Raw genomic sequence first — 21,147 nt, 5'->3', positions numbered from 1 at the left:
AACCAGCGCGCACCACAAAGGGTGTTGCCGGTTCAAATTGGTTTCGAATGAAGCCGAAATAGGGAGAATAGCCGCCGCTGTCAACACTGGAATAGCCGGCAAACCAGCTCGTCCCTGCCGACGCGAACCGGTGCCTCATTCAAGCAGAATATTGGCAGGGTCAATTGATCGACCCTCTTTATCGGGCACAGCGACGCACATGTCGGCTGGCCCGTTCCTGCTCGATCTGCAACCATCCCGAAAGTGGCGGGGGGATCGGGAACAGCATCTCGATGATAGACGCAATATGGCCGCTCGAGGCCTGCTGCCCCTTTCGTCCGGGCCCGGCACCAATGCAGGCTGAATGCCGGATCCGTGGCATGCGTGTTCATGCTTCGCTTTCCCGTCAAAATGCCCTAGCATTCGCCGCATTGCATGGGGGGCCAATTGACCAATAGAGATAAAGATGACCTGTTCGAAATCGGCGGACAGGCGATTGCACCGGGCCGGACCGGGGACATTGCCATCCCGGTGAGCGACCTCTCCGCCGGTATGCAGGCCAATATGGAAGTCCGCGTATTTCATGGCAAACGGGCCGGGCCGACAATCTTTGTCAGCGCGGCGATCCACGGCGACGAAATTATCGGGACCGAAGTCATCCGCCGGTTAATGAAAAAGCTCAACCCGGCGCGGATGGCGGGAACCGTGATCTTCGTGCCGGTAGTCAATATGTTCGGGTTCATCAACCACAGCCGCTATCTGCCCGACCGCCGCGACCTCAACCGGTCTTTCCCGGGTACCGAGCGCGGCTCGCTGGCCTCGCAGCTGGCAAATATCTTTTCGACCGAGGTCATCGACCGCTGCTCGCTGGGCATTGATATCCACAGCGCGGCCCAGCACCGCTACAATCTGCCGCAGATCCGCATCGCTTCCGGCAATCCGAAACTCAAGGAACTGGCGCTCGAATTCGGACCGCCGGTTGTCATCGAGGCAGACCTGCGCCCCGGCTCGCTGCGCGCGCTGGCCCGGGAAGCCGGTGTCGATATGCTGCTCATGGAAGCCGGCGAAGCCCTGCGCTTTGACGAATTTTCCGTCCTCGCCGGCGTCAACGGCATCTTGCGGGTGCTGAAGAAACTGGGGATGATCGATAGCAAAAGGCTCGGCAAACGCGGGACGCCCCCTGCCCAGACCACCCGCACGGTCTGGCTGCGCTCGACCAGAGGCGGAATCTGCCGGCTGATGTCACCCTCGGGCAGCAAGGTCCACAAAGGCGACACGGTCGCCTGTATCAGCGATATTTTCGGCGATGGCGAGGAAGCGATACTCTCTCCGGTCGACGGCATCGTCATCGGCCACAGCAATCTGCCGGTAGTCAACCAGGGCGACGCGCTGCTCCATATCGCCGAAGTCAGGGTATTCGATACGGTGGAAGAGCGGCTCGGACAGATCGAGGATGCAATCACGAGCAATCAGCTGCTGGATGAGGACGAGGTTATCTAGGCAGGCTGAAGCTTGGCGTTCGTTGGTCCGCCGGGTCTTGCCCCGGCTCCGGCGGACTGATCGACGGCGGCGCCAGGCCTAGCCCTTGCCCCGCGTCTTGGTTTTTCCGGGCCTGGCATTTTTCTCGACAAACTCGATGATCAGCCCCGCGACATCCTTGCCGGTGGCATTTTCGATGCCTTCGAGCCCGGGCGAGCTGTTCACTTCCATGATCACCGGGCCGTGATTGGAGCGCAACATATCGACACCGCACACATTCAGCCCCATATGCTTGGCCGCGCGCAGCGCGGTCGAGCGCTCCTCCGGTGTGATTTTTACGATCTGGGCGCTGCCGCCGCGATGCAGGTTGGAGCGGAAATCGTCCGGTGCACCGGTGCGCTTCATGGCGGCGACCACCTTGCCGCCCACGACCAGCGCGCGGATGTCGGTGCCGCCGGCTTCCTTGATGAATTCCTGCACCAATATATTCACATTGGCACCGCGAAAGGCCTCGATCACCGACTTGGCGCTCGACATGGTTTCGGCAAGAACCACACCGATGCCCTGGGTGCCCTCCAGCAGCTTGATCACCACCGGCGGACCGTTCACCGCCCGGATAATCTCTTCGGCCTGTTTCGGGTCGTTGGCATAAGCCGTCAGCGGTAGCCCGAGGCCATATTTGGACAATATCTGCATCGAGCGCAGCTTGTCACGGCTGCGGCCGATGGCCACGCTTTCGTTGAGCGGCCAGACTCCGGCCATTTCAAACTGGCGCAGCACCGCGGTGCCGTAATTGGTGATCGACGCTCCGATCCGCGGGATGACCGCCTCATAACCCTGCAGCGTATGCCCGTCATAGGTGATCGTCGGCCGGTGGCTGGCGATATTCACCGTACAGCGGGTCGTGTTCAGGATATCCAGTGAATGTCCCCGTTCTTCTGCTGCCTGCACCAGCCTTTTGTGCGAGTAGAGATTCGGGTTTCGCGCGAGCATGGCGATCTTCATATCTTATCTTTCCTGGTGCCGGCCCAGCATCCAGCGCTTGGCACTGTTGACGAGAAACCCTCTCTTCAGCGCCCGGCGACCGATCAGGACCGGAAAAATCATCGATTGCCGGTTGGCAAGGGTCATATGCCCGACCCAAGTCAGCGGCCCGAGCTTCATCACGGTTTCTATCACATAACGGGTCTGCATGACACCATTGCTGCTCTTTATTCTGCGCTGTCCGTAAACCAGAGCTTCGCAATGATAGTCGGCAACCCCCTGCCCCATCGGGATCGTAAAACGGACAAACGGTTGCCCGTCCTTGGCAAACGGCTTGATATGGGTAGCATGTAGCGAGGAGGTAGCGGCCCCCGTATCGATCTTGGCGTGGAGATTACTGACCCCGAGCCCCGGTATGTCCACCAGCTCGCACCAGCCTATTTCGCACGGCTCTACAAGCTTCTTCGGGAGCGGCTGAACCATCGAATTATTTGCTTGCGCCATCGACCGGATATCTGGCCGATGACGCATTTTTGCGCAAGATAATTATAATCTAGACGACACCATAAGCGAGCATCGCATCGGCGACTTTCTTGAAACCGGCGATATTGGCGCCTTTCACATAGTCGACATAGCCATCCCCCTGATCGCCATATTCAACACATTTGCCGTGGATGCCTTCCATCAGCTCGGTCAGCATCTGGCCGAGCCGCTCGTGGTTCCAGCTGATCCGCTCGGCATTCTGGCTCATTTCCAAGCCGGATACCGCGACGCCGCCGGCATTGGCCGCCTTGCCCGGACCATACATGATCTTCGCCTCGTGGAAGACGTGGACGCCATCCAGTGTGGTCGGCATATTCGCGCCTTCCGATACGGCGATCACACCATTGGCGACAAGCTCCTTGGCTTCGGCTTCATTGAGCTCGTTCTGGGTCGCACAGGGCAAAGCCAGGTCGCAGGGCACGCTCCATGGACGGGCGCCTTCGTGATAGGATGCGCCGGTGAAATGATCGGCATATTCGCTGATCCGGCCCCGCGTATGGGTCTTGTGATGTTTGACCCAGTCAATCTTCTCCTGATTGATTCCCTCGGGATCATGGATGAAGCCGCCGCTGTCCGACAGCGTCAGGACCTTGCCGCCCTGTTTGGTAATCTGCTCGGCTGCGTGGGTAGCCACATTGCCAGAACCGGAAATGACCGCCGTCTTGCCATCAATCGCATCGTTGCGATGCCTGAGCATATTTTCCATAAAATAGACCGCGCCATAGCCGGTTGCCTCGGGGCGCATCTGCGAACCGCCATATTCCATGCCCTTGCCGGTCAGCACGCCTTCCCAGCGGTTGGTGATCCGCTTGTACTGGCCGAACATATAGCCGATCTCGCGGCCGCCGACGCCGATATCACCGGCGGGCACATCCGTGTCCGGGCCGATGTGACGGTATAGTTCGGTCATGAACGACTGGCAGAATCGCATGACTTCAGCGTCGGACTTGCCCTTGGGATTGAAATTCGCCCCGCCTTTGCCGCCGCCCATCGGCAGTCCGGTCAGCGCATTTTTGAAAGTCTGCTCGAAGGCCAGAAATTTCAGCACGCTTTCGGTAACGCTGGGGTGAAATCGGATGCCACCCTTATAAGGACCAATGGCATTGTTGTTCTGAACGCGGAAGCCGCGCTGAACCCGGATGCAGTGGTTGTCATCTTCCCAGCAAACCCGGAAGGATACCACCCGGTCAGGCTCGGCGATCCGGCGCAAGATCTGCGCGCTGTGATAGGCTTCCTTGTCCTCGATGAAATCGAAAATATCCATCGCGACTTCCTGGACCGCCTGAACAAATTCAGGTTGGCCCGGATTGCGTTTTTTGACGCCCTCCATGAATGTCGGAAAATCCACATGATCGGAAACGGCCATAGTCTACCCCCTCTAAAATTCGATATCGGTACGACCCGTTCCCCGCTGACGACGCCTCGAGTCGACAACAAGTAGGAACGCACAATAGAACTATTGGACGGGCTTGGTAAAGTTTTGAGATTGAGCCGGAATCAGGGAGACTCTTCCGCTTCGGCAGCAACCGGCGCGTCGGTATCCACGGATGTTTCATTTCCAGCTTCGGCAGGATCGGCGAATATTGCCGACAGTCGTGCCAGCTGCTCGCCGATCACGCCATCCACTGCCGGTGCGATCTCGTCGACGGGAAATTCCATATAGCCGCCCACTTTATAGGTGAAACGGACGACGGTGCTGTCACCCTGCGGCTGCAACAACATCGTCAGCGTGCCGGTTACAGCCTCGCCCTGAAGCGGACCGAGAGCGCCGGAGAGCCGGAGCATCTTGTTGTTTCGCGCATAAATCACGCGCATATGCTGGACACTGCCCTCGGAACTTTTGATATTGTCATCCGACGTCGACCGGATCAGTTCGCAGAAGCAGCCGCCGGCCTGCGGCACGAGATAGAAATTCTCGGCATCACCCGACCAGCTATGATCGGGGTTCCAGTATCGGGATGGCGCGATCATAGCTTTCCACACGGCTTCGGTATCGCCGGCAATCACACTTTGATGCTGTACGGTAAAGCCATTGTCGGCGGTGTTGGTCACTTCCGCCTGCACCGCGGACACGCTGCACAGCGCTGCCATTCCCGATATTGCGTGAAATGCCAGCTTCGCCATGCCCTGTCTCCCGTATGTTCAGTTCAAAGCGACAGCGCCGCCTCTATCGCTTCGTTTACTTCCGCCATGCTGCCCATGCCATCGACTTTCCGGACGATGCCTCGCTTTTCGTAGATCGGCAGAATCGGTGCTGTTTTTGCGCGATATTCCTGCATCCGGGTACGCACGGTTTCCTCATTGTCGTCCGGACGCCGCTTGAAGTCGGTGGAACCGCAGACATCGCAGACACCTTCCTGAGCAGGTTTCTTGAACTTATCATGATAGCCCTCACCGCATTTGCCGCAAGTGAAGCGACCAACGATCCGCTCGACCAGCGCGTCTTCATCGACCACCAGTTCGATGACATGGGAGAGCGTCCGGCCTCTCTCGGCCAATATCTCGTCCAGTGATTCCGCTTGCGCAGCAGTCCGGGGATAGCCATCAAAGATAACCCCCTTGTCGGGACCGAGTTCATCCAGCTTGTCGCCGATAATGCCGGAAACAACTTCGTCGGGAACCAGCGCGCCGGCATCCATCAATGCCTTGGCTTTCTTGCCGACTTCGGTGCCGGCTTTCACCGCTGCACGAAGCATGTCACCGGTGGACAGTTGGACCATGCCATGCTCATCTTCAAGACGACTGGCCTGGGTCCCCTTCCCGGCACCCGGAGGTCCCAACAAAATAATGTCCATGATTGTCCCCTGAAAATTATGATGAGTCAGATTAACCGGCCTGTCTAGCGTTTTCGCCGGCCACCCTTGAGCTTGGCCTTCTTCAGCAGATCACCATATTGCAACGCCAGCAAATGGCTCTGGATCTGCGTCACCGTATCGACGGTCACATTGACAACAATCAACAGACTGGTGCCGCCGAGAAAGAAGATCGGAAGGCTGGTCTGGGCCATGACATATTCCGGCAGCACACAGACGAAGGCGAGATAGGCCGCACCGACCACGGTAATCCGGGTCAGTACATAATCGAGATAGTCGGCGGTGTTTTTGCCGGGCCGGATGCCGGGAACGAAACCGCCATTCTTTTTCAGATTTTCTGCGGTTTCTTCCGGATTGAATACAACCGCGGTGTAGAAGAAGCAGAAGAAGATGATGCCGGCGGCATAGAGCGCCATATAGAGCGGCTGACCATGGGCCAGATACTGGTTCAAAGTGATGACAAAATCGCCGAACCAGGTTTCCCCTGCAGTCGCGTTTCCGGCAAACTGGCTGACCGTCAGCGGCATCAGCAGAAGCGAGGAAGCGAAGATCGGCGGGATAACGCCTGCGGTATTCACCTTGAGTGGCAAATGGCTCCGGTCGGCCTGCATGACACCATGCTGGGTAGCCCGCTTCGGATATTGAATCAGCACCCGTCGCTGGGCGCGTTCCATGAAGCTGATGAACAGGATCAATCCGACAACCATGGTAATCAGGCCGACGATCGTCAGCGCGCTGATCGAGCCGGTGCGGCTGCCTTCCATAAGATTGGCAACAAAAGTTGGCATCTGGGCAACGATACCGGCCATGATGATCAGCGAAATGCCGTTGCCGATACCGCGGCTGGTAATCTGTTCGCCCAGCCACATCAGGAAGAGCGTGCCGCCAACCAGACTGATAACCGCGCCAATGCGGAACATATAGCCCGGTTCGACCACCGCCTGCAGACCGGACTGGGAAGCGAAGCTCTCGAGCCCGACAGCAATGAAATAGCCCTGCACGGCGGTCAGGCCGACCGTACCATAGCGGGTATATTGGTTGAGTTTCTTGCGCCCGGCTTCGCCCTCTTTCTTGACCGCAGCGAGTGTCGGCGAAAGCGCCGCCGCCAGCTGGACCACAATCGAAGCGGTAATATAGGGCATGACGCCCAGGGCGATAAGGCTCATCCGCTCGAGCGAACCACCGGAAAATGTATTGAAAATGTCGAGCACGCCGCCGCGGGTCTGATCATAGAGATCCGCCAGTACAACCGGATCGACACCGGGCAACGGAACGAAGCTGAGCAGCCGGAAAATGACCAGCGCCCCCAGGGTAAACCAGATACGCTTGCGCAGCTCGGTGGCTTCGCCGAATTTTGATAGGCTTAGATTAGCTGCGACCTGATCGGCTCTTGATGCCATGCTTGACTTCCCTGCCCCAATATTAGTTTGCAACGCGCCCCTGCGGAGGCAGAGGCCCATCCCCAACTATTGCGCCTGTTGCAATCTTCGGAGATGAACAGCTGCCGGTGCAGCTATGCAACCCGCCCCATATCGGATGTTCGCGCATCAAAAACAAGGGGCCAGAAAAAGAGGCGCTAAAACTAGCGCCTCTTGAAGATCAATCTTTGTTTTTCGCCCTGTTGGCGGCTTTTTTCTCGCGGGCAGGTTTGGAAGGCACCGCTTTTTTCTCGCCCTTCGGACGACGCTCGCCACCGGCAGCAAGAATTTCTACCTTGCCGCCCGCTTTTTCCACCGCAGCAACTGCAGCCTTGGAAGCACCGGCAACCGCAATCGTGATTTTCGCCGTCAATTCACCCTTGGCAAGCAGACGAACGCCGTCTTTGCCGCCACGGGCCAGGCCAGCGGCCTTCAGCGTTGCATGGTCGATGGTGCCTTTTGCATCGAGGCTTTTGTTGTCGATGAACTTCTGGATCATGCCCAGGTTTACTTCCGCATAGTCGGTTCCGAACGGGTTGTTGAAACCACGCTTCGGCAGACGCATGTGGAGCGGCATCTGGCCGCCTTCAAATCCGTTGATCGAAACACCGGAACGGGATTTCTGGCCTTTTTGACCGCGTCCGCCGGTTTTGCCTTTGCCCGAGCCAATGCCGCGGCCAATACGCAAGCGTGACTTGCGCGCGCCATCGTTGTCTTTGATTTCGTTGAGTTTCATATCGGGTACTCGCTTTCGCTTTTATTCGCACTGTCATTACCGCCCCGCGACGCGAGACGGAGACGGGTTAATCCAGAACTTCTACAAGATGATGGACTTTGCCGATCATGCCGCGAACCTCTGGTGTATCTTCCAGTTCGGATACGCGGTGCATCTTGTTGAGACCCAGACCGATCAGCGTTTTGCGCTGAACTTCAGGACGACGGATCGGTGAACCAATCTGCTTGATCTTAATTTTCGCCATCAGAGATTACTCCGTAACTGCAGCGGCATCGGCTGCCACTTCAGCGGCCGAGCCACCAGCACGCGCCAACAGGTCAGTAACCTTCTTGCCACGTCGCTGGGACACGGCTTTCGGGCTGGACTGATCGGCCAGTGCGGCAAAGGTTGCGCGGATCATGTTATAAGGATTGGCGGTGCCGTTGGACTTGGTCACAACGTCGGAAACGCCAAGGCTTTCGAATACGGCACGCATAGGACCGCCGGCAATGATACCGGTTCCCGGAGGCGCCGAGCGCACGGTCACGTTACCGGCACCGAAGTGGCCAGTACCGTCATGGTGCAGTGTCCGGCCTTCGCGCAGCGGCACACGAACCATCGACTTTTTCGCTGCAGCGGTTGCCTTGGTAATGGCTTCCGGCACTTCGCGCGCCTTGCCCTTACCGAAGCCGGCGCGGCCCTTGCCGTCGCCAACCACAACCAGCGCAGCAAAGCCAAAGCGTTTACCGCCCTTGACCGTTTTCGAAACGCGGTTGATGTGAACCAGTTTCTCGATCAGCTCTTCGCCGCCGTCATTGTCGCGTCCACCACGACCACCACGGCCACGGCCGCCGCCACGATTGTCACGTCCGCCACCACGGTTATCGCGACCGCCGCCACGGTTTCCGCCGCGCGACTGACGCTCCGGACCACCGGTTTTGGCTTCGGGTGCTACAGCTGCTTCAGGCTGATTGCCTTCGCCAGTTGTACCCGGCTGCGCCGCGCCTTCTGGTGTTGTTTTGTCATCAGCCATATTAAAACTCCAATCCGCCTTCACGTGCTGCGTCGGCCAGAGCCTTCACACGTCCGTGAAACAGAAAACCGCCACGGTCAAAAATTACTTCTTTAACGCCCGCCTTCTGGGCTGCTTCGGCAACGCGCTTGCCGACATCGGCCGCAGCTTTGCTATCCGCGCCGGTTTTGACTTTGGACGCCTTGTCGATGGTCGAAGCGGAAGCCAGCGTTTTGCCCTCGGCATCGTCAATAACCTGGGCATAGATATGCCGGCTCGTGCGATGCACGGACAAACGAGGCTTTGAGAGCCCGCGCTTGCGCAATTTGCTGCGTACGCGTTGCTGGCGCCGTTTGAACTGAGAAATATTCGCCATGGCTTATTTCTTCTTCCCTTCTTTGCGGAAAATATATTCGCCGCGATATTTGATGCCTTTGCCTTTATACGGCTCGGGCTTGCGCCAGCGCCGAATTTCGGCTGCGACCTGGCCAACCTGCTGTTTGTCCATGCCGGAGATCTCGATCGTCGTCTGATCCGGTGTCTTAACCGTGATACCGTCCGGGATCGCGAAATTAACGTCATGGCTGTAGCCGAGTTGCAGGTTCAGGGTCTTGCCCTGGACCGCGGCACGATAACCAACGCCGTTGATTTCCAGCACCTTGGTAAAGCCGTCGGTAACGCCTTCGACCAGGTTCTGGACCAGAGTGCGCTGCATGCCCCAGAAAGCGCGTGCGGTTTTCGACTTGTTCGCCGGCATAACCTGCAAACCGCCATCGCTCAATTCATAGGTCAGGTCATCAACCATCGGGGTCGAAAGCTCGCCCTTAGGACCTTTGACCTTGACCAGACCATCTTCCATGACAGCGGTGACGCCGTCCGGAATAGCCACTGATTTTTTGCCAATACGGGACATGATTAGAATACCTCAGCCAGTACTTCGCCGCCGACCTTCGCCTGTCGCGCTTCCGCGTCAGAGAGAACACCTTGTGGCGTCGATACGATTGTTATGCCCAAGCCGTTGCGCACCCGTGGCAGATCTTCCGAACCGCTATAGACACGACGACCAGGCTTTGAAACACGAGCCACGTGGCGAATTGCCGGCTGGCCTTCAAAATATTTCAGTTCAATCCGCAGACCGGGGTGCTTGTTGACCTCTTCTTCGCTGTATCCGCGAATATAACCTTCGCGCTGCAGCACTTCGAGGACGGCACCGCGCAATTTGGACGCAGGCGTAACAACGCTGTCCTTGCGAGCCTGTTGTCCGTTACGGATACGGGTGAGCATGTCACCCAAGGGATCGGTAAAAGCCATATTATCTCTCCCTTACCAGCTTGATTTCGTTACGCCGGGAATCAGACCTTTATTGGCCATGTCTCTCAGCTCGATGCGGCACAGGCGGAACTTGCGATAGTAACCGCGCGGACGTCCTGTGGTTTCACAGCGGTTGCGTACGCGGGTTGGGTTCGCGTTCCGCGGTATTTCCGCCATCTTGAGGCGCGCCATCAGACGATCGGTCTCGTCGAGAGACTCGTCTGCTGCCATCGCTTTCAGTTTCGCATAACGGCCGGCGTATTTTTTCACCATCCGCTTGCGTTTTTCGTTTCTGTTAATGGAACTCAGTTTCGCCATGACTTAAGTTCTCGTCCTTCCGTATAATGAAGCACGCTTACGCGGCTTCTTTTTCTTCCGATTGTTCCTCTTTGGGGAACGGGAAACCAAACAACGCCAGAAGCGCACGCGCCTCGTCGTCTGTTTTTGCTGTAGTCGTCACAATCACGTCCATGCCGCGAACAACATCAATGTTGTCATAGGCGATCTCGGGGAAAATGATCTGCTCTTTCAGGCCCATGGCAAAATTGCCACGTCCGTCGAAGCTCTTCGGATTCAGACCCCTGAAATCCCGGATGCGAGGCATGGCAACGGTTACCAGACGATCGAGAAATTCGTACATCCGTTCCCGACGCAGATTGACCTTGCAGCCGATCGGCATACCTTCGCGCAATTTGAACGTTGCGATCGAGTTTTTCGCCTTGGTGATTACCGGTTTCTGGCCGGCAATCAGTTCCATTTCGGCTGCAGCACTGGCAACCTTCTTCTTGTCCTGACTACCTTCGCCAACACCCATGTTGATGGTGACCATGGTAATCCGGGGGACTTCCATAGGGTTGGTGTAGTTGAACTTTTCCTGCATCGCCTTGACGATTTCATCGTCATATTTCTTGCGCATGCGGGGGATATATTTTTTATCAGCCATCGACTTTCTCCCCGGACTTTACAGCGATACGCTGCATCTTGCCGTCTTCTGTCTTTTCAAATCTGACGCGGGTCGGCTTGCCGTCTTTCGGATCCGCCACAGCCACTTTGCTGATGTGCATCGCCGCTTCGCGTCGCTCGAGGCCACCCTGGGGATTAGCCTGGGTCGGCTTGCGGTGACGAACAGCGATGTTCACACCGGAAACGATGACCTTGTCATCTTTCGGCATCACTTTGGTGACTTCGCCCGACTTGCCCTTGTCCTTGCCGGACAGAACAACGACGGTATCGCCTTTTTTGATTTTTGCATTGGCCATGATTAAAGTACCTCCGGCGCAAGGCTGATGATTTTCATATGCTTTTTCGCACGCAGTTCACGAACCACGGGGCCAAAAATACGGGTGCCGATTGGCTCCTGGTTGTTGTTCACCAAAACCGCAGCATTGCTGTCGAACCGAATGACAGAACCATCCTTACGACGGATGTCCTTCTTGGTGCGAACGATCACCGCGCGGTGAACGTCGCCCTTCTTGACCTTGCCACGCGGCGCTGCTTCCTTGATCGACACGACAATGATGTCGCCGACGCCGGCAAAGCGACGCTTCGAGCCGCCCAGCACCTTGATGCACTGCACGCGTTTGGCGCCACTATTGTCAGCGACCTCCAGGTTCGATTGCATCTGGATCATGGATCCAATTCCTTCTTCATATACCCGGCTAGCCAGGCGTTTCCTACTTCGTCATCCCGGCAGATCCGGGATATTCTAAATTATTCGCCCGCGGCCGCTTCAGCTTCCGGCTTTTCCGGAGCCTTGACTTTCTCGTCCTTGGGATCCCCGGCCGTAATTTCGCTCACGGTCGGCGTTGCGACGCCGGCTGCCGCGCCGACCCGCTCCAGTACTTTCCAGGTCTTCAACTTGGAAATCGGACGGGTTTCCTCAATGCGCACGGTTTCCCCCATGCTCATCTCGTTGTTCTCGTCATGGGCGTGATATTTCTTCGAACGCCGGATGATTTTCCCGTAAAGCGGGTGCTTCACCTTGCGCTCGACATTAACGACAACGGTTTTGTCGCCCTTGTCTGACACGACCGTGCCGGTGAGAATACGTTTTGGCATATCGGTTCCTTACGCCTTAGCTTCTGCAGCAGCCGCGTTTGCACGCTCGGTCTGCAATGTTTTGATCCGGGCAATCGTGCGACGCACTTCCCGCGTCCGGCTTGGTTTTTCGAGCTGATTGGTCGCAGCCTGAAAGCGCAGGTTAAAGGCCTCACGCTTCAGTTCGCCCAGTTCGGTCTCGAGCTGATCGTCGGTTTTGGTCCGCAAATCTTCAGTTTTCATGCTCATCTAGCTTAACCTTCCAGATGTGACGTATCGCCGAGGCGAGCCACAACCTTTGTCTTGATCGGGAGCTTCATCGCCGCCCGCTCGAAAGCAATTGCTGCAATCGGTCCGGGAACGCCGTCCAGTTCGAACAGAATCCGGCCTGGTTTTACCCGAGCAGCCCAATATTCAACCGAGCCCTTACCCTTACCCTGACGAACTTCGGCAGGCTTCTTGGACACTGGCACATCCGGAAATACCCGGATCCACAACCGGCCCTGACGCTTGATGTGACGCGTGATCGCACGGCGAGCCGCCTCGATCTGACGCGCGGTAATCCGGTCAGGCTCCATGGCTTTCAGGCCATAGCTACCGAAGTTCAGGCTGGTGCCACCAGGGGCCTTGCCTTTAATCCGGCCTTTGAAAGCCTTGCGGAACTTATGTTTCTTGGGTTGCAGCATGATGCTCTACCTATTCCTCAAAAATCAACGTTGGTGCTGCGGACGGACGCCGGACGTCTGTGCTTCAACATTCAACCGGTCCTGAGCCATCGGGTCGTGACCCAATATCTCGCCTTTGAAAATCCAGACCTTGATACCGATGATGCCGTAAGCGGTGAGCGCTTCATATTCAGCATAGTCGATATTGGCGCGCAGCGTATGCAGCGGCACGCGGCCTTCACGATACCATTCAACGCGGGCAATTTCTGCTCCGCCAAGACGACCACCGCAAACGATCTTGATACCTTCGGCGCCGAGACGCAGAGCCGACTGAACCGCGCGCTTCATGGCACGACGGAAAGCAACGCGGCGGATCAGCTGATCACCGATGCCCTGCGCTACCAGCTTTGCGTCAACTTCCGGCTTGCGGATTTCAACGATGTTCAGGGAAACGTCGCCAGACGACATTTCGCTCAGCTTGCGGCGCAGCTTTTCAATATCCGCGCCTTTTTTGCCGATGATAACACCGGGACGGGCAGCGTAAATGGAAACGCGGCAGGTTTTGGCCGGACGCTCGATCACAACCTTCGAGATCGCTGCCTGAGGCAGGGTTTCGAAGATATATTTGCGCATCTTGATGTCTTCCATCAAGAGGTCGCCATAATTGGAACCTTCCGCGTACCAGCGGCTGTCCCAGGTCCGGTTGATCTGCAGGCGAAGCCCGATAGGATTGCTCTTTTGACCCATGGTTACGCCTCTTCCTCTTCATGCTCGCGGACAACGATGCGAACGCGGCTAAATGGCTTGATAATCTTGGCTGAACGGCCACGTGCCCGCGCTTTCCAGCGCTTCATCGTGATCGACTTGCCAACGCTTGCTTCGTGAACGATCAAAGCGTCGACATCCAGATTGTGATTATTCTCGGCATTGGCGATAGCTGAAGCGAGAACCTTGCTGACATCCTTGGCCATCGCCTTTTTGGAGAAGGACAGAATGTTCAGTGCGTCTTCCGCTTTCTTGCCACGGATCAGTTGCGCAACCAAGTTGAGCTTCTGGGCAGAACCACGGATGGAATTGCCTACAGCCAAAGCTTCATTGTCGCCAACACGGCGGGGTGATGATGCCTTACCCATTATTTCTTGCCTTTTTTGTCAGCGCCGTGGCCGTAGTAGTTCCGCGTTGGAGCGAACTCGCCAAGCTTGTGACCGACCATGTCTTCATTGACCGAAACCGGAATGAATTTCTGACCGTTGTAAACGCTGAAGGTCAAGCCGACGAAGTCAGGCAAAACGGTTGAACGACGCGACCAGGTCTTGATCGGCGCACGTGCGTTGTTTTCCTGCGCAGTCTGCGCTTTTTTCAGCAGGTGGAGGTCAACAAACGGACCTTTTTTGATGGAACGAGCCATGCTTACCTCTTCTTCTTCGCGTGACGCGACCGGATGATCATCTTGTCAGTCGACTTGTTGCTACGGGTACGAGCACCCTTGGTTGGTTTGCCCCATGGGGTAACCGGATGACGACCACCGGAAGTCCGGCCTTCACCACCACCATGCGGGTGATCGACTGGGTTTTTCGCAACACCGCGGGTAAGAGGACGACGTCCCTTCCAGCGGGTACGGCCTGCCTTGCCGAAATTCTGGTTCGAATTGTCCGGGTTGGAAACCGCACCAACGGTCGCCATGCAGTCGGAACGAAGATAGCGCTGCTCGCCGCTTTTCAGCCGAACGATAACCATACCGCGGTCACGACCGACGATCTGGACATAGGCACCAGCCGAGCGGGCAATCTGCCCACCCTTGCCTGGCTTCATTTCAACATTGTGAACGATCGTGCCAACCGGCATCTGCGACAGCAACATGGCGTTGCCGGGCTTCACGTCGGTTTTCTTGCCGGCAACCACGCTGTCACCAACGTCAAGACGCTGTGGCGCGAGAATATAGGCCAGTTCGCCGTCGTCATATTTGATCAGCGCGATAAAGGCGGTGCGGTTGGGATCATATTCGATCCGCTCTACCGTCGCAGCCATATCCCATTTGCGCCGCTTGAAATCGACGAGACGATATTTCTGCTTATGGCCACCGGCGATGCCGCGCGAGGTGACATGACCCTTGTTGTTCCGGCCACCCGTCTTGTTCTTGCCTTCAACAAGCTTCTTGACAGGCTTGCCTTTCCACAGGCCGCTCTTGTCGACCAGGATAAGACCACGCCGGGCGGGGCTTGTCGGTTTATAGGATTTTAATGCCATGTGCCCTTAAACTCCCGTGGTGATGTCAATGGTCTGGCCTTCAGCCAGGGTGACAACAGCCTTCTTGATGTCGTTGCGAGTGTAGGGACGCCCCTTCCACTTCTTGGTCTTGCCCTTTTGCACCAGCGTATTGACGTTCTTGACTTTGACATCAAACAACGCCTCGATGGCTGCCTTGATCTGCGGCTTGGTTGCGGTGTTCGCAACCTTGAACACCACAGCATTATGTTCGCTGAGCAAGGTCGATTTCTCGGTGATGTGCGGGCCGACAATTACGTCATAATGACGGATATCGACAGCTTCTTTTTTAGCCATTGAAGCGCGCCTCCAGCTTTTCTACCGCTGCGCGCGTCAGCACCAGGGTTTCATGGTTCAGAATGTCATAAACATTGGCACCGGCAGCAGGCATCACATTGACACGGGGAATGTTGCTCGAAGCTTTCGAGAAAGCGTCGTTAACAGTGTCACCATCCATGATCAGGGCCGACTTGCCGAAACCGAGCTTTGCGATATTGGCCAGGAGCGCCTGTGTCTTGGCTTCCTTCAGCTCGATATTTTCAAGCACGATCAGATTGTCGTTCTTCAGTTTGTCGCTCAGCGCCATTTTCAGACCCAGCGCGCGAACTTTCTTGTTCAGCGAAGGATTGAAATCACGCTTGCGCGCACCGTGAGCCTTACCACCACCGATGAAGATAGGGGCGCGACGATCGCCGTGACGAGCGGTACCGCCGCCCTTCTGATTGCCGAACTTCTTGCCGGTACGGGCAATGTCCGAACGCTCGCGGGTCGGACGAGCCGTTCCGCGCGCTTTCTCACGCTGCCAGTTGACGACACGGTGAAGAATATCTGCACGCGCTTCGATGCCGAATACGTCATCGTTCAATTCGATGTCGCCCTTGGCCTTCGCGTCGAGGGTTTTCACTTTCAATTTCATGGCTTAGCCCTCCTTCCCTGCATCATCTGCGGCATCGGATTTCTCGTCAGCAGGCTTTTCCGCGGGAGCGTCGGCTGCCGCCGCTACTTCTGCATCGGTTGGACCAGCAGGCGCTTCAATCGCTGCATCCGCCTCGATCATGCCGGCAGGCGCATCTTCGGTCGCCGTTTCATCCGCATTGCGGCGCATGGCACCGGGGAATGGAACGCCTTCGGGAAGAGCAACCTTGACGGCGTCCTTGACCAGCAGCCAGCCACCCTTTGAACCGGGGACGCTGCCGCGCACAAAGATCAGGCCGCGATCAGCGTCTGTCCGGACGATTTCCAGATTCTGTTGCGTGCGATTGCGCGCACCCATGTGACCGGCCATCTTCTTGCCCTTGAACACCTTGCCCGGATCCTGGTTCTGACCAGTAGAACCGTGCGCACGGTGAGAGATGGAAACACCGTGAGTTGCACGCATACCGCCGAAACCCCAGCGCTTCATCGCACCGGCAAAGCCCTTGCCCTGGGTAACACCCTGGATATCGACCATCTGGCCGGCAATGAAATGGTCAGCAGTTACGGTAGCACCGATGGGGAGCAAAGCGTCTTCGCTATCGACCCGGAATTCGGCAACCCGTGCTTTTGGCTCGACTTCCGCCTTGGCGAAAGCTTCACGCTGTGGCTTGTTTACATTTTTCGCTTTACGGGCACCGGCACCAAGCTGAACGGCAAAATAGCCATCACGTTCCTGATTGCGGGCTCCAACAACCTGACATTCTTCCAGGGAAAGAACGGTAACCGGCACATGCCGACCATCTTCCTGAAACAAGCGGGTCATCCCCATTTTCTTCGCGATCACGCCTGTACGCACGATCAATCTCCTTCACAGAGGCCGAACGAACCATTTCGTCCGGCTTGCCAGCCCAAATTGTCATGCGTCACCCCGTCCGGGCTGTAATTGTTCCGGAAAGTCCGGAACGAGACGGAGGACGCTGCCCGGTTAAATCCGGCGGTATCCTGTCGCTGTCCATTCTCCGCCTGGGCGGAGATGCCAGATCAGCTGGCTCAGGCCAGTTTGATCTCGACGTTTACACCAGCAGCGAGGTCAAGCTTCATCAAAGCATCGACCGTCTGCGGCGTGGGCTGCACGATGTCGAGCAGCCGTTTATAGGTCCGCACCTCGAACTGCTCACGCGACTTTTTATCGACGTGCGGTCCGCGGTTAACGGTGAATTTTTCAATGTGCGTTGGCAAAGGTATCGGTCCACGGATGAGCGCGCCAGTGCGGCGAGCGGTGTCAGCGATATCGCCGGTCGCTTGATCGAGAACCCGATGATCGAATGCCTTCAAGCGAATGCGAATATTTTGCGTTTCCATGTACCTGTTACCAATGTCAAAGAGCCAAAAATAAACCGCTCCGATTTTCTACTGAAAACGGCCGGAGCGGCGAAAAAACTGGCTGCCCGAATCACCGATCCGGGCAGCGAGGCGTTCCTATATTACTTTGTTACGTTGCTGACAACCCCTGATCCAACGGTACGTCCACCTTCGCGAATAGCGAAGCGGAGACCTGGATCCATGGCGATTGGAGCAATGAGTTTCACGCCGATGGTGACATTGTCACCAGGCATGACCATTTCGGTGCCTTCGGGAAGGATCACTTCGCCGGTCACGTCAGTCGTGCGGAAGTAGAACTGCGGACGATAGTTGGCGAAGAAAGGCGTATGACGGCCACCCTCGTCTTTCGACAGCACGTAAACTTCAGCCGAGAACTCGGTGTGCGGGGTAATCGAACCCGGCTTGCAGAGAACCTGGCCACGCTCAACCGCATCACGGTCAACACCACGGATCAAAGCACCAATATTGTCGCCAGCCTGACCGGAGTCGAGCAGCTTGCGGAACATTTCTACACCGGTAACAGTGGTCTTCGTGGTATCCTTGATACCGACGATTTCACACTCGTCGCCAACATTCACAATGCCGGTTTCGACACGGCCGGTAACAACCGTACCACGACCCGAGATCGAGAACACGTCTTCGATTGGCATCAGGAAGTCCTGGTCAACCGGACGCTCTGGCTGAGGAATGAATTCATCAACGGCCTTCATCAGTTCAAGGATTTTTTCCTTGCCGATATTGTCGTCGCGGCCTTCCAGCGCAGCCAGTGCAGAACCAGCAACGATTGGAATATTGTCGCCGTCAAAATCGTAAGACGAAAGCAATTCGCGGATTTCCATTTCAACCAGCTCGAGCAGCTCTTCGTCGTCGACCTGATCAACCTTGTTCATGAAAACAACCAGCGCCGGAACACCAACCTGACGAGCGAGCAGGATGTGCTCGCGGGTCTGTGGCATCGGGCCGTCGGCAGCGTTAACCACGAGAATGGCGCCGTCCATCTGCGCCGCGCCGGTGATCATGTTTTTAACATAGTCAGCATGGCCTGGGCAATCGACGTGCGCATAGTGGCGAGCTTCGGTTTCATATTCGACGTGCGCGGTCGAAATGGTGATGCCGCGCTCACGCTCTTCAGGAGCCTTGTCGATATTTGCGAAGTCCACTGCTGCACCGCCGGTGGTTTCAGCAAGAACCTTGGTGATCGCCGCGGTCAACGTCGTTTTACCGTGGTCAACATGACCGATGGTGCCGATGTTGCAGTGCGGCTTGTTGCGCTCAAACTTCTCTTTAGCCATTTTATATTACCTCTGATTTTCTATCGTCTTGATAGTCTGCGCCGCGCTTTGGCGAGACTCTCTAATTCTGTCAACACCCTTTTGCCGGTCGGGGGAATTTCCAGCCAGACCGGAGCAAAAGGAAAGCGCGTTACCTCGAAAAGGAGTGGCGGTTAAGCCATTTTCTCCTTGATCTCTTCAGCCACGTTGCTCGGCACTTCTTCATAATGCGAGAATTGCATCGAATATTGCGCCCGGCCCTGCGTGAAAGAACGCAGCTCGTTCACATAACCGAACATATTGGCCAGCGGCACCATGGCGTCCACAGCCTGGGCGATACCGCGCGTGTCGGTACCCTGGATCTGGCCACGGCGCGAGTTGAGATCGCCGATAACGTCACCAAGATATTCTTCCGGCGTAATGACTTCAACCTTCATGATCGGTTCAAGCAGCCGGATGCCGGACTTCTGTGCCGCTTCGCGCATTGCTGCACGAGCCGCGATTTCAAAAGCCAGCGCCGAGCTGTCGACGTCATGATAGGCGCCGTCATAGACACGGATGTTGAAGTCGATGATCGGGAAGCCGATCAGCGAACCGGTTTCAGCGGTTTCGCGCATGCCTTTTTCAACCGAAGGGATATATTCTTTCGGAATATTACCGCCCTTGATTTCGTCTTCAAAGGTAATGCCCGATCCACGCTCGCCTGGCGTGACTTCAAACTTGATACGCGCAAACTGGCCGGAACCACCGGACTGTTTCTTATGCGTATAATCGATGTCGACAGCCTTGCCGAGCGATTCGCGATAGGCCACCTGCGGCGCACCGACATTCGCTTCGACCTTGAATTCGCGCTTCATGCGATCGACGAGAATGTCGAGGTGAAGCTCGCCCATGCCCTTGATGATCGTCTGGCCCGATTCGTGATCCGTCGAAACACGGAAGCTTGGATCTTCAGCCGCCAGACGGTTCAGGGCAACGCCCATTTTTTCCTGGTCGGCCTTGGTCTTCGGTTCCACCGAAAGCTCGATCACCGGCTCGGGGAATTCCATCCGCTCCAGAATGATCGGGTGCGCAGCATCACACAGCGTGTCACCGGTGGTGGTCGTCTTCATACCCGCCAGAGCGACGATGTCGCCGGCGAATGCTTCTTCAATGTCCTTACGGTCATTGGAGTGCATTTCGAGGATACGTCCGACTTTTTCCTTCTTGTCCTTGACCGAGTTCAGCAAGGTGCCCTTTTCCAGCTTGCCGGAATAGATGCGGCAGAAGGTCAGCGTGCCCACGAACGGATCGTTCATGACCTTGAACGCCAGCGCCGAGAATGGCTCGTCATCGGACGATGGCCGTGTATCTTCGGTCTCGCCGTCGAGCTTCACGCCCTTGATGGCCGGAACGTCGAGCGGGCTTGGCATATAGTCGACAACCGCGTCGAGCAGAGGCTGGACGCCCTTGTTCTTGAACGCGGAGCCGCACAGCACAGGCACGAAGCTCTGGTTCAGCGTACCCTTGCGGATCAGCGCCTTCAGGGTCGCGACATCAGGCTCGTTGCCTTCGAGATATTGTTCCATGACATCATCGTCCTGCTCGACAGCAAGCTCGATCAGCTTCTCGCGATATTCAGCCGCTTCGTCGGCCATGTCCGCAGGAATGTCGCCATAGGTATATTCGGCACCCAGATCTTCGTTCTTCCAGGTAATCGAACGCTGGTTGACGAGGTCGACCAGACCAACCAGATCCGCCTCGATGCCGATCGGAAGATAGAGAACAGCCGGAGTCGCGCCGAGACGCTCTACAATCGAATCGACGCAGAACTTGAAGTTGGCGCCGGTGCGGTCGAGCTTGTTGATGAAGCACATCCGCGGCACTTTATATTTGTCAGCCTGCCGCCATACGGTTTCGGACTGTGGTTCCACGCCGGCAACACCGTCGAAGCAGGCAACCGCGCCATCGAGCACACGCAGCGAACGCTCGACCTCAATGGTGAAGTCAACGTGGCCCGGGGTGTCGATGATGTTGATCCGGTGCTCGGGACCCTTGCGGTCTTCGGCATTCCAGAAACAGGTGGTCGCAGCGGAGGTAATGGTGATACCACGCTCCTGCTCTTGCTCCATCCAGTCCATCGTCGCCGCGCCATCATGCACTTCGCCGATCTTGTAGGACTTGCCCGTATAATAGAGAATACGTTCGGTGGTCGTTGTCTTGCCAGCGTCAATATGGGCCATAATGCCGATATTGCGATATCGTTCGAGCGGATGGCTGCGTGCCATAGTCTTTACTCCAGTATGTGGGGAACCAAATTCTGGCCGCCCTATAGTGAAATGGGCTGAACAATGCCAGCCCTGTTTAATTCGTAACCA

At 56.6% G+C, this 21,147-nt stretch carries 29 protein-coding genes and 1 pseudogene; 1 reads left to right on the top strand and 29 read right to left on the bottom strand.

Features of this window, described 5'->3' with window-relative positions; all coding sequences use genetic code 11:
* Positions 1-426 precede the first annotated feature (426 nt).
* Positions 427-1,479: a succinylglutamate desuccinylase/aspartoacylase family protein gene (locus BOSE62_RS01325; RefSeq protein WP_236553758.1), complete on the top strand. Its 1,053-nt coding sequence runs from the start codon at positions 427-429 to the stop codon at positions 1,477-1,479.
* A 78-nt stretch (positions 1,480-1,557) separates the two neighbouring features.
* Here BOSE62_RS01325 and rimK read toward each other — a convergent pair whose 3' ends face one another.
* From rimK to fusA, 29 genes and pseudogenes are all read right to left on the bottom strand, one after another.
* Positions 1,558-2,463 (bottom strand): 30S ribosomal protein S6--L-glutamate ligase, encoded by a 906-nt coding sequence (gene rimK, locus BOSE62_RS01320; RefSeq protein ID WP_159640686.1) that lies wholly within the window; start codon positions 2,461-2,463, stop codon positions 1,558-1,560.
* Positions 2,464-2,466: 3 nt separating this feature from the next.
* Positions 2,467-2,925 carry an ATP-dependent zinc protease family protein gene (locus BOSE62_RS01315; protein WP_159640683.1) on the bottom strand — a complete coding sequence of 153 codons (459 nt, stop codon included), beginning with the start codon at positions 2,923-2,925 and terminating at the stop codon, positions 2,467-2,469.
* A gap of 70 nt (positions 2,926-2,995) precedes the next feature.
* A complete protein-coding gene (gene gdhA / locus BOSE62_RS01310; RefSeq protein ID WP_159640680.1) occupies positions 2,996-4,351 on the bottom strand; it encodes an NADP-specific glutamate dehydrogenase in 1,356 nt (451 codons plus the stop codon).
* Positions 4,352-4,482: 131 nt separating this feature from the next.
* The gene (locus BOSE62_RS01305; RefSeq protein WP_159640677.1) at positions 4,483-5,109 is read right to left on the bottom strand and encodes a hypothetical protein; all 627 of its coding nucleotides are present in this window, start codon (positions 5,107-5,109) and stop codon (positions 4,483-4,485) included.
* A 23-nt stretch (positions 5,110-5,132) separates the two neighbouring features.
* Positions 5,133-5,780 carry an adenylate kinase gene (locus tag BOSE62_RS01300; RefSeq protein WP_159640674.1) on the bottom strand — a complete coding sequence of 216 codons (648 nt, stop codon included), beginning with the start codon at positions 5,778-5,780 and terminating at the stop codon, positions 5,133-5,135.
* 44 nt (positions 5,781-5,824) lie between these two features.
* Entirely contained in the window at positions 5,825-7,198 is a 1,374-nt protein-coding gene (secY, locus tag BOSE62_RS01295; protein ID WP_159640671.1) for a preprotein translocase subunit SecY, read from the bottom strand.
* Positions 7,199-7,397: 199 nt separating this feature from the next.
* Positions 7,398-7,952 carry a 50S ribosomal protein L15 gene (gene rplO / locus BOSE62_RS01290; RefSeq protein ID WP_159640668.1) on the bottom strand — a complete coding sequence of 185 codons (555 nt, stop codon included), beginning with the start codon at positions 7,950-7,952 and terminating at the stop codon, positions 7,398-7,400.
* A gap of 67 nt (positions 7,953-8,019) precedes the next feature.
* A complete protein-coding gene (rpmD, locus tag BOSE62_RS01285) occupies positions 8,020-8,196 on the bottom strand; it encodes a 50S ribosomal protein L30 (RefSeq protein ID WP_089132907.1) in 177 nt (58 codons plus the stop codon).
* A gap of 6 nt (positions 8,197-8,202) precedes the next feature.
* The gene (rpsE, locus tag BOSE62_RS01280; RefSeq protein WP_159640665.1) at positions 8,203-8,964 is read right to left on the bottom strand and encodes a 30S ribosomal protein S5; all 762 of its coding nucleotides are present in this window, start codon (positions 8,962-8,964) and stop codon (positions 8,203-8,205) included.
* Position 8,965: 1 nt separating this feature from the next.
* A complete protein-coding gene (gene rplR, locus BOSE62_RS01275) occupies positions 8,966-9,319 on the bottom strand; it encodes a 50S ribosomal protein L18 (protein ID WP_159640662.1) in 354 nt (117 codons plus the stop codon).
* A gap of 3 nt (positions 9,320-9,322) precedes the next feature.
* A complete protein-coding gene (gene rplF, locus BOSE62_RS01270) occupies positions 9,323-9,856 on the bottom strand; it encodes a 50S ribosomal protein L6 (RefSeq protein ID WP_159640659.1) in 534 nt (177 codons plus the stop codon).
* A 2-nt stretch (positions 9,857-9,858) separates the two neighbouring features.
* Entirely contained in the window at positions 9,859-10,254 is a 396-nt protein-coding gene (gene rpsH / locus BOSE62_RS01265; protein WP_067198345.1) for a 30S ribosomal protein S8, read from the bottom strand.
* 12 nt (positions 10,255-10,266) lie between these two features.
* A complete protein-coding gene (gene rpsN, locus BOSE62_RS01260) occupies positions 10,267-10,572 on the bottom strand; it encodes a 30S ribosomal protein S14 (RefSeq protein WP_159640656.1) in 306 nt (101 codons plus the stop codon).
* A gap of 37 nt (positions 10,573-10,609) precedes the next feature.
* A complete protein-coding gene (gene rplE, locus BOSE62_RS01255) occupies positions 10,610-11,197 on the bottom strand; it encodes a 50S ribosomal protein L5 (protein WP_159640653.1) in 588 nt (195 codons plus the stop codon).
* Positions 11,190-11,513, bottom strand: coding sequence for a 50S ribosomal protein L24 (gene rplX / locus BOSE62_RS01250; protein WP_089132912.1), 324 nt, complete (start codon positions 11,511-11,513; stop codon positions 11,190-11,192). Before rplX ends, rplE begins: the two co-directional genes overlap by 8 nt.
* Positions 11,514-11,515: 2 nt before the next feature.
* Positions 11,516-11,884, bottom strand: coding sequence for a 50S ribosomal protein L14 (gene rplN / locus BOSE62_RS01245; protein ID WP_089132913.1), 369 nt, complete (start codon positions 11,882-11,884; stop codon positions 11,516-11,518).
* A 185-nt stretch (positions 11,885-12,069) separates the two neighbouring features.
* A pseudogene (rpsQ, locus tag BOSE62_RS01240) lies at positions 12,070-12,312 on the bottom strand (30S ribosomal protein S17); the annotation flags it as partial.
* A 9-nt stretch (positions 12,313-12,321) separates the two neighbouring features.
* On the bottom strand, positions 12,322-12,540 hold the full coding sequence (rpmC, locus tag BOSE62_RS01235; protein WP_159640647.1) for a 50S ribosomal protein L29: 219 nt from the start codon (positions 12,538-12,540) through the stop codon (positions 12,322-12,324).
* Between the two features lie 5 nt (positions 12,541-12,545).
* Complete coding sequence (rplP, locus tag BOSE62_RS01230) at positions 12,546-12,977, bottom strand: 50S ribosomal protein L16 (protein ID WP_159640644.1); 432 nt, start codon at positions 12,975-12,977, stop codon at positions 12,546-12,548.
* Between the two features lie 24 nt (positions 12,978-13,001).
* The gene (rpsC, locus tag BOSE62_RS01225; protein WP_159640641.1) at positions 13,002-13,703 is read right to left on the bottom strand and encodes a 30S ribosomal protein S3; all 702 of its coding nucleotides are present in this window, start codon (positions 13,701-13,703) and stop codon (positions 13,002-13,004) included.
* A 2-nt stretch (positions 13,704-13,705) separates the two neighbouring features.
* Positions 13,706-14,089 (bottom strand): 50S ribosomal protein L22, encoded by a 384-nt coding sequence (gene rplV, locus BOSE62_RS01220; RefSeq protein WP_159640638.1) that lies wholly within the window; start codon positions 14,087-14,089, stop codon positions 13,706-13,708.
* Positions 14,089-14,364: a 30S ribosomal protein S19 gene (rpsS, locus tag BOSE62_RS01215; RefSeq protein ID WP_089132919.1), complete on the bottom strand. Its 276-nt coding sequence runs from the start codon at positions 14,362-14,364 to the stop codon at positions 14,089-14,091. Before rpsS ends, rplV begins: the two co-directional genes overlap by 1 nt.
* 2 nt (positions 14,365-14,366) lie before the next feature.
* Positions 14,367-15,203 (bottom strand): 50S ribosomal protein L2, encoded by an 837-nt coding sequence (gene rplB, locus BOSE62_RS01210; RefSeq protein WP_159640635.1) that lies wholly within the window; start codon positions 15,201-15,203, stop codon positions 14,367-14,369.
* Between the two features lie 6 nt (positions 15,204-15,209).
* Positions 15,210-15,518, bottom strand: coding sequence for a 50S ribosomal protein L23 (locus BOSE62_RS01205; protein ID WP_067198324.1), 309 nt, complete (start codon positions 15,516-15,518; stop codon positions 15,210-15,212).
* Complete coding sequence (gene rplD, locus BOSE62_RS01200; RefSeq protein ID WP_159640632.1) at positions 15,511-16,137, bottom strand: 50S ribosomal protein L4; 627 nt, start codon at positions 16,135-16,137, stop codon at positions 15,511-15,513. The genes BOSE62_RS01205 and rplD overlap by 8 nt, the downstream gene beginning before the upstream one ends.
* A gap of 3 nt (positions 16,138-16,140) precedes the next feature.
* Complete coding sequence (gene rplC / locus BOSE62_RS01195; RefSeq protein ID WP_159640629.1) at positions 16,141-16,992, bottom strand: 50S ribosomal protein L3; 852 nt, start codon at positions 16,990-16,992, stop codon at positions 16,141-16,143.
* 194 nt (positions 16,993-17,186) lie between these two features.
* Complete coding sequence (gene rpsJ / locus BOSE62_RS01190) at positions 17,187-17,498, bottom strand: 30S ribosomal protein S10 (protein WP_066744965.1); 312 nt, start codon at positions 17,496-17,498, stop codon at positions 17,187-17,189.
* Between the two features lie 122 nt (positions 17,499-17,620).
* A complete protein-coding gene (gene tuf, locus BOSE62_RS01185; RefSeq protein WP_159640626.1) occupies positions 17,621-18,811 on the bottom strand; it encodes an elongation factor Tu in 1,191 nt (396 codons plus the stop codon).
* A 152-nt stretch (positions 18,812-18,963) separates the two neighbouring features.
* Positions 18,964-21,057, bottom strand: coding sequence for an elongation factor G (fusA, locus tag BOSE62_RS01180; RefSeq protein ID WP_159640623.1), 2,094 nt, complete (start codon positions 21,055-21,057; stop codon positions 18,964-18,966).
* Positions 21,058-21,147 lie beyond the last annotated feature (90 nt).

Origin of the sequence: Sphingorhabdus sp. 109 (assembly GCF_902506555.1) — a bacterium.
Classification (GTDB): Bacteria; Pseudomonadota; Alphaproteobacteria; order Sphingomonadales; family Sphingomonadaceae; genus Parasphingorhabdus.
Note: the sequence above shows the minus strand (reverse complement) of the source record. Positions and strands in the feature narration are given on the sequence as shown.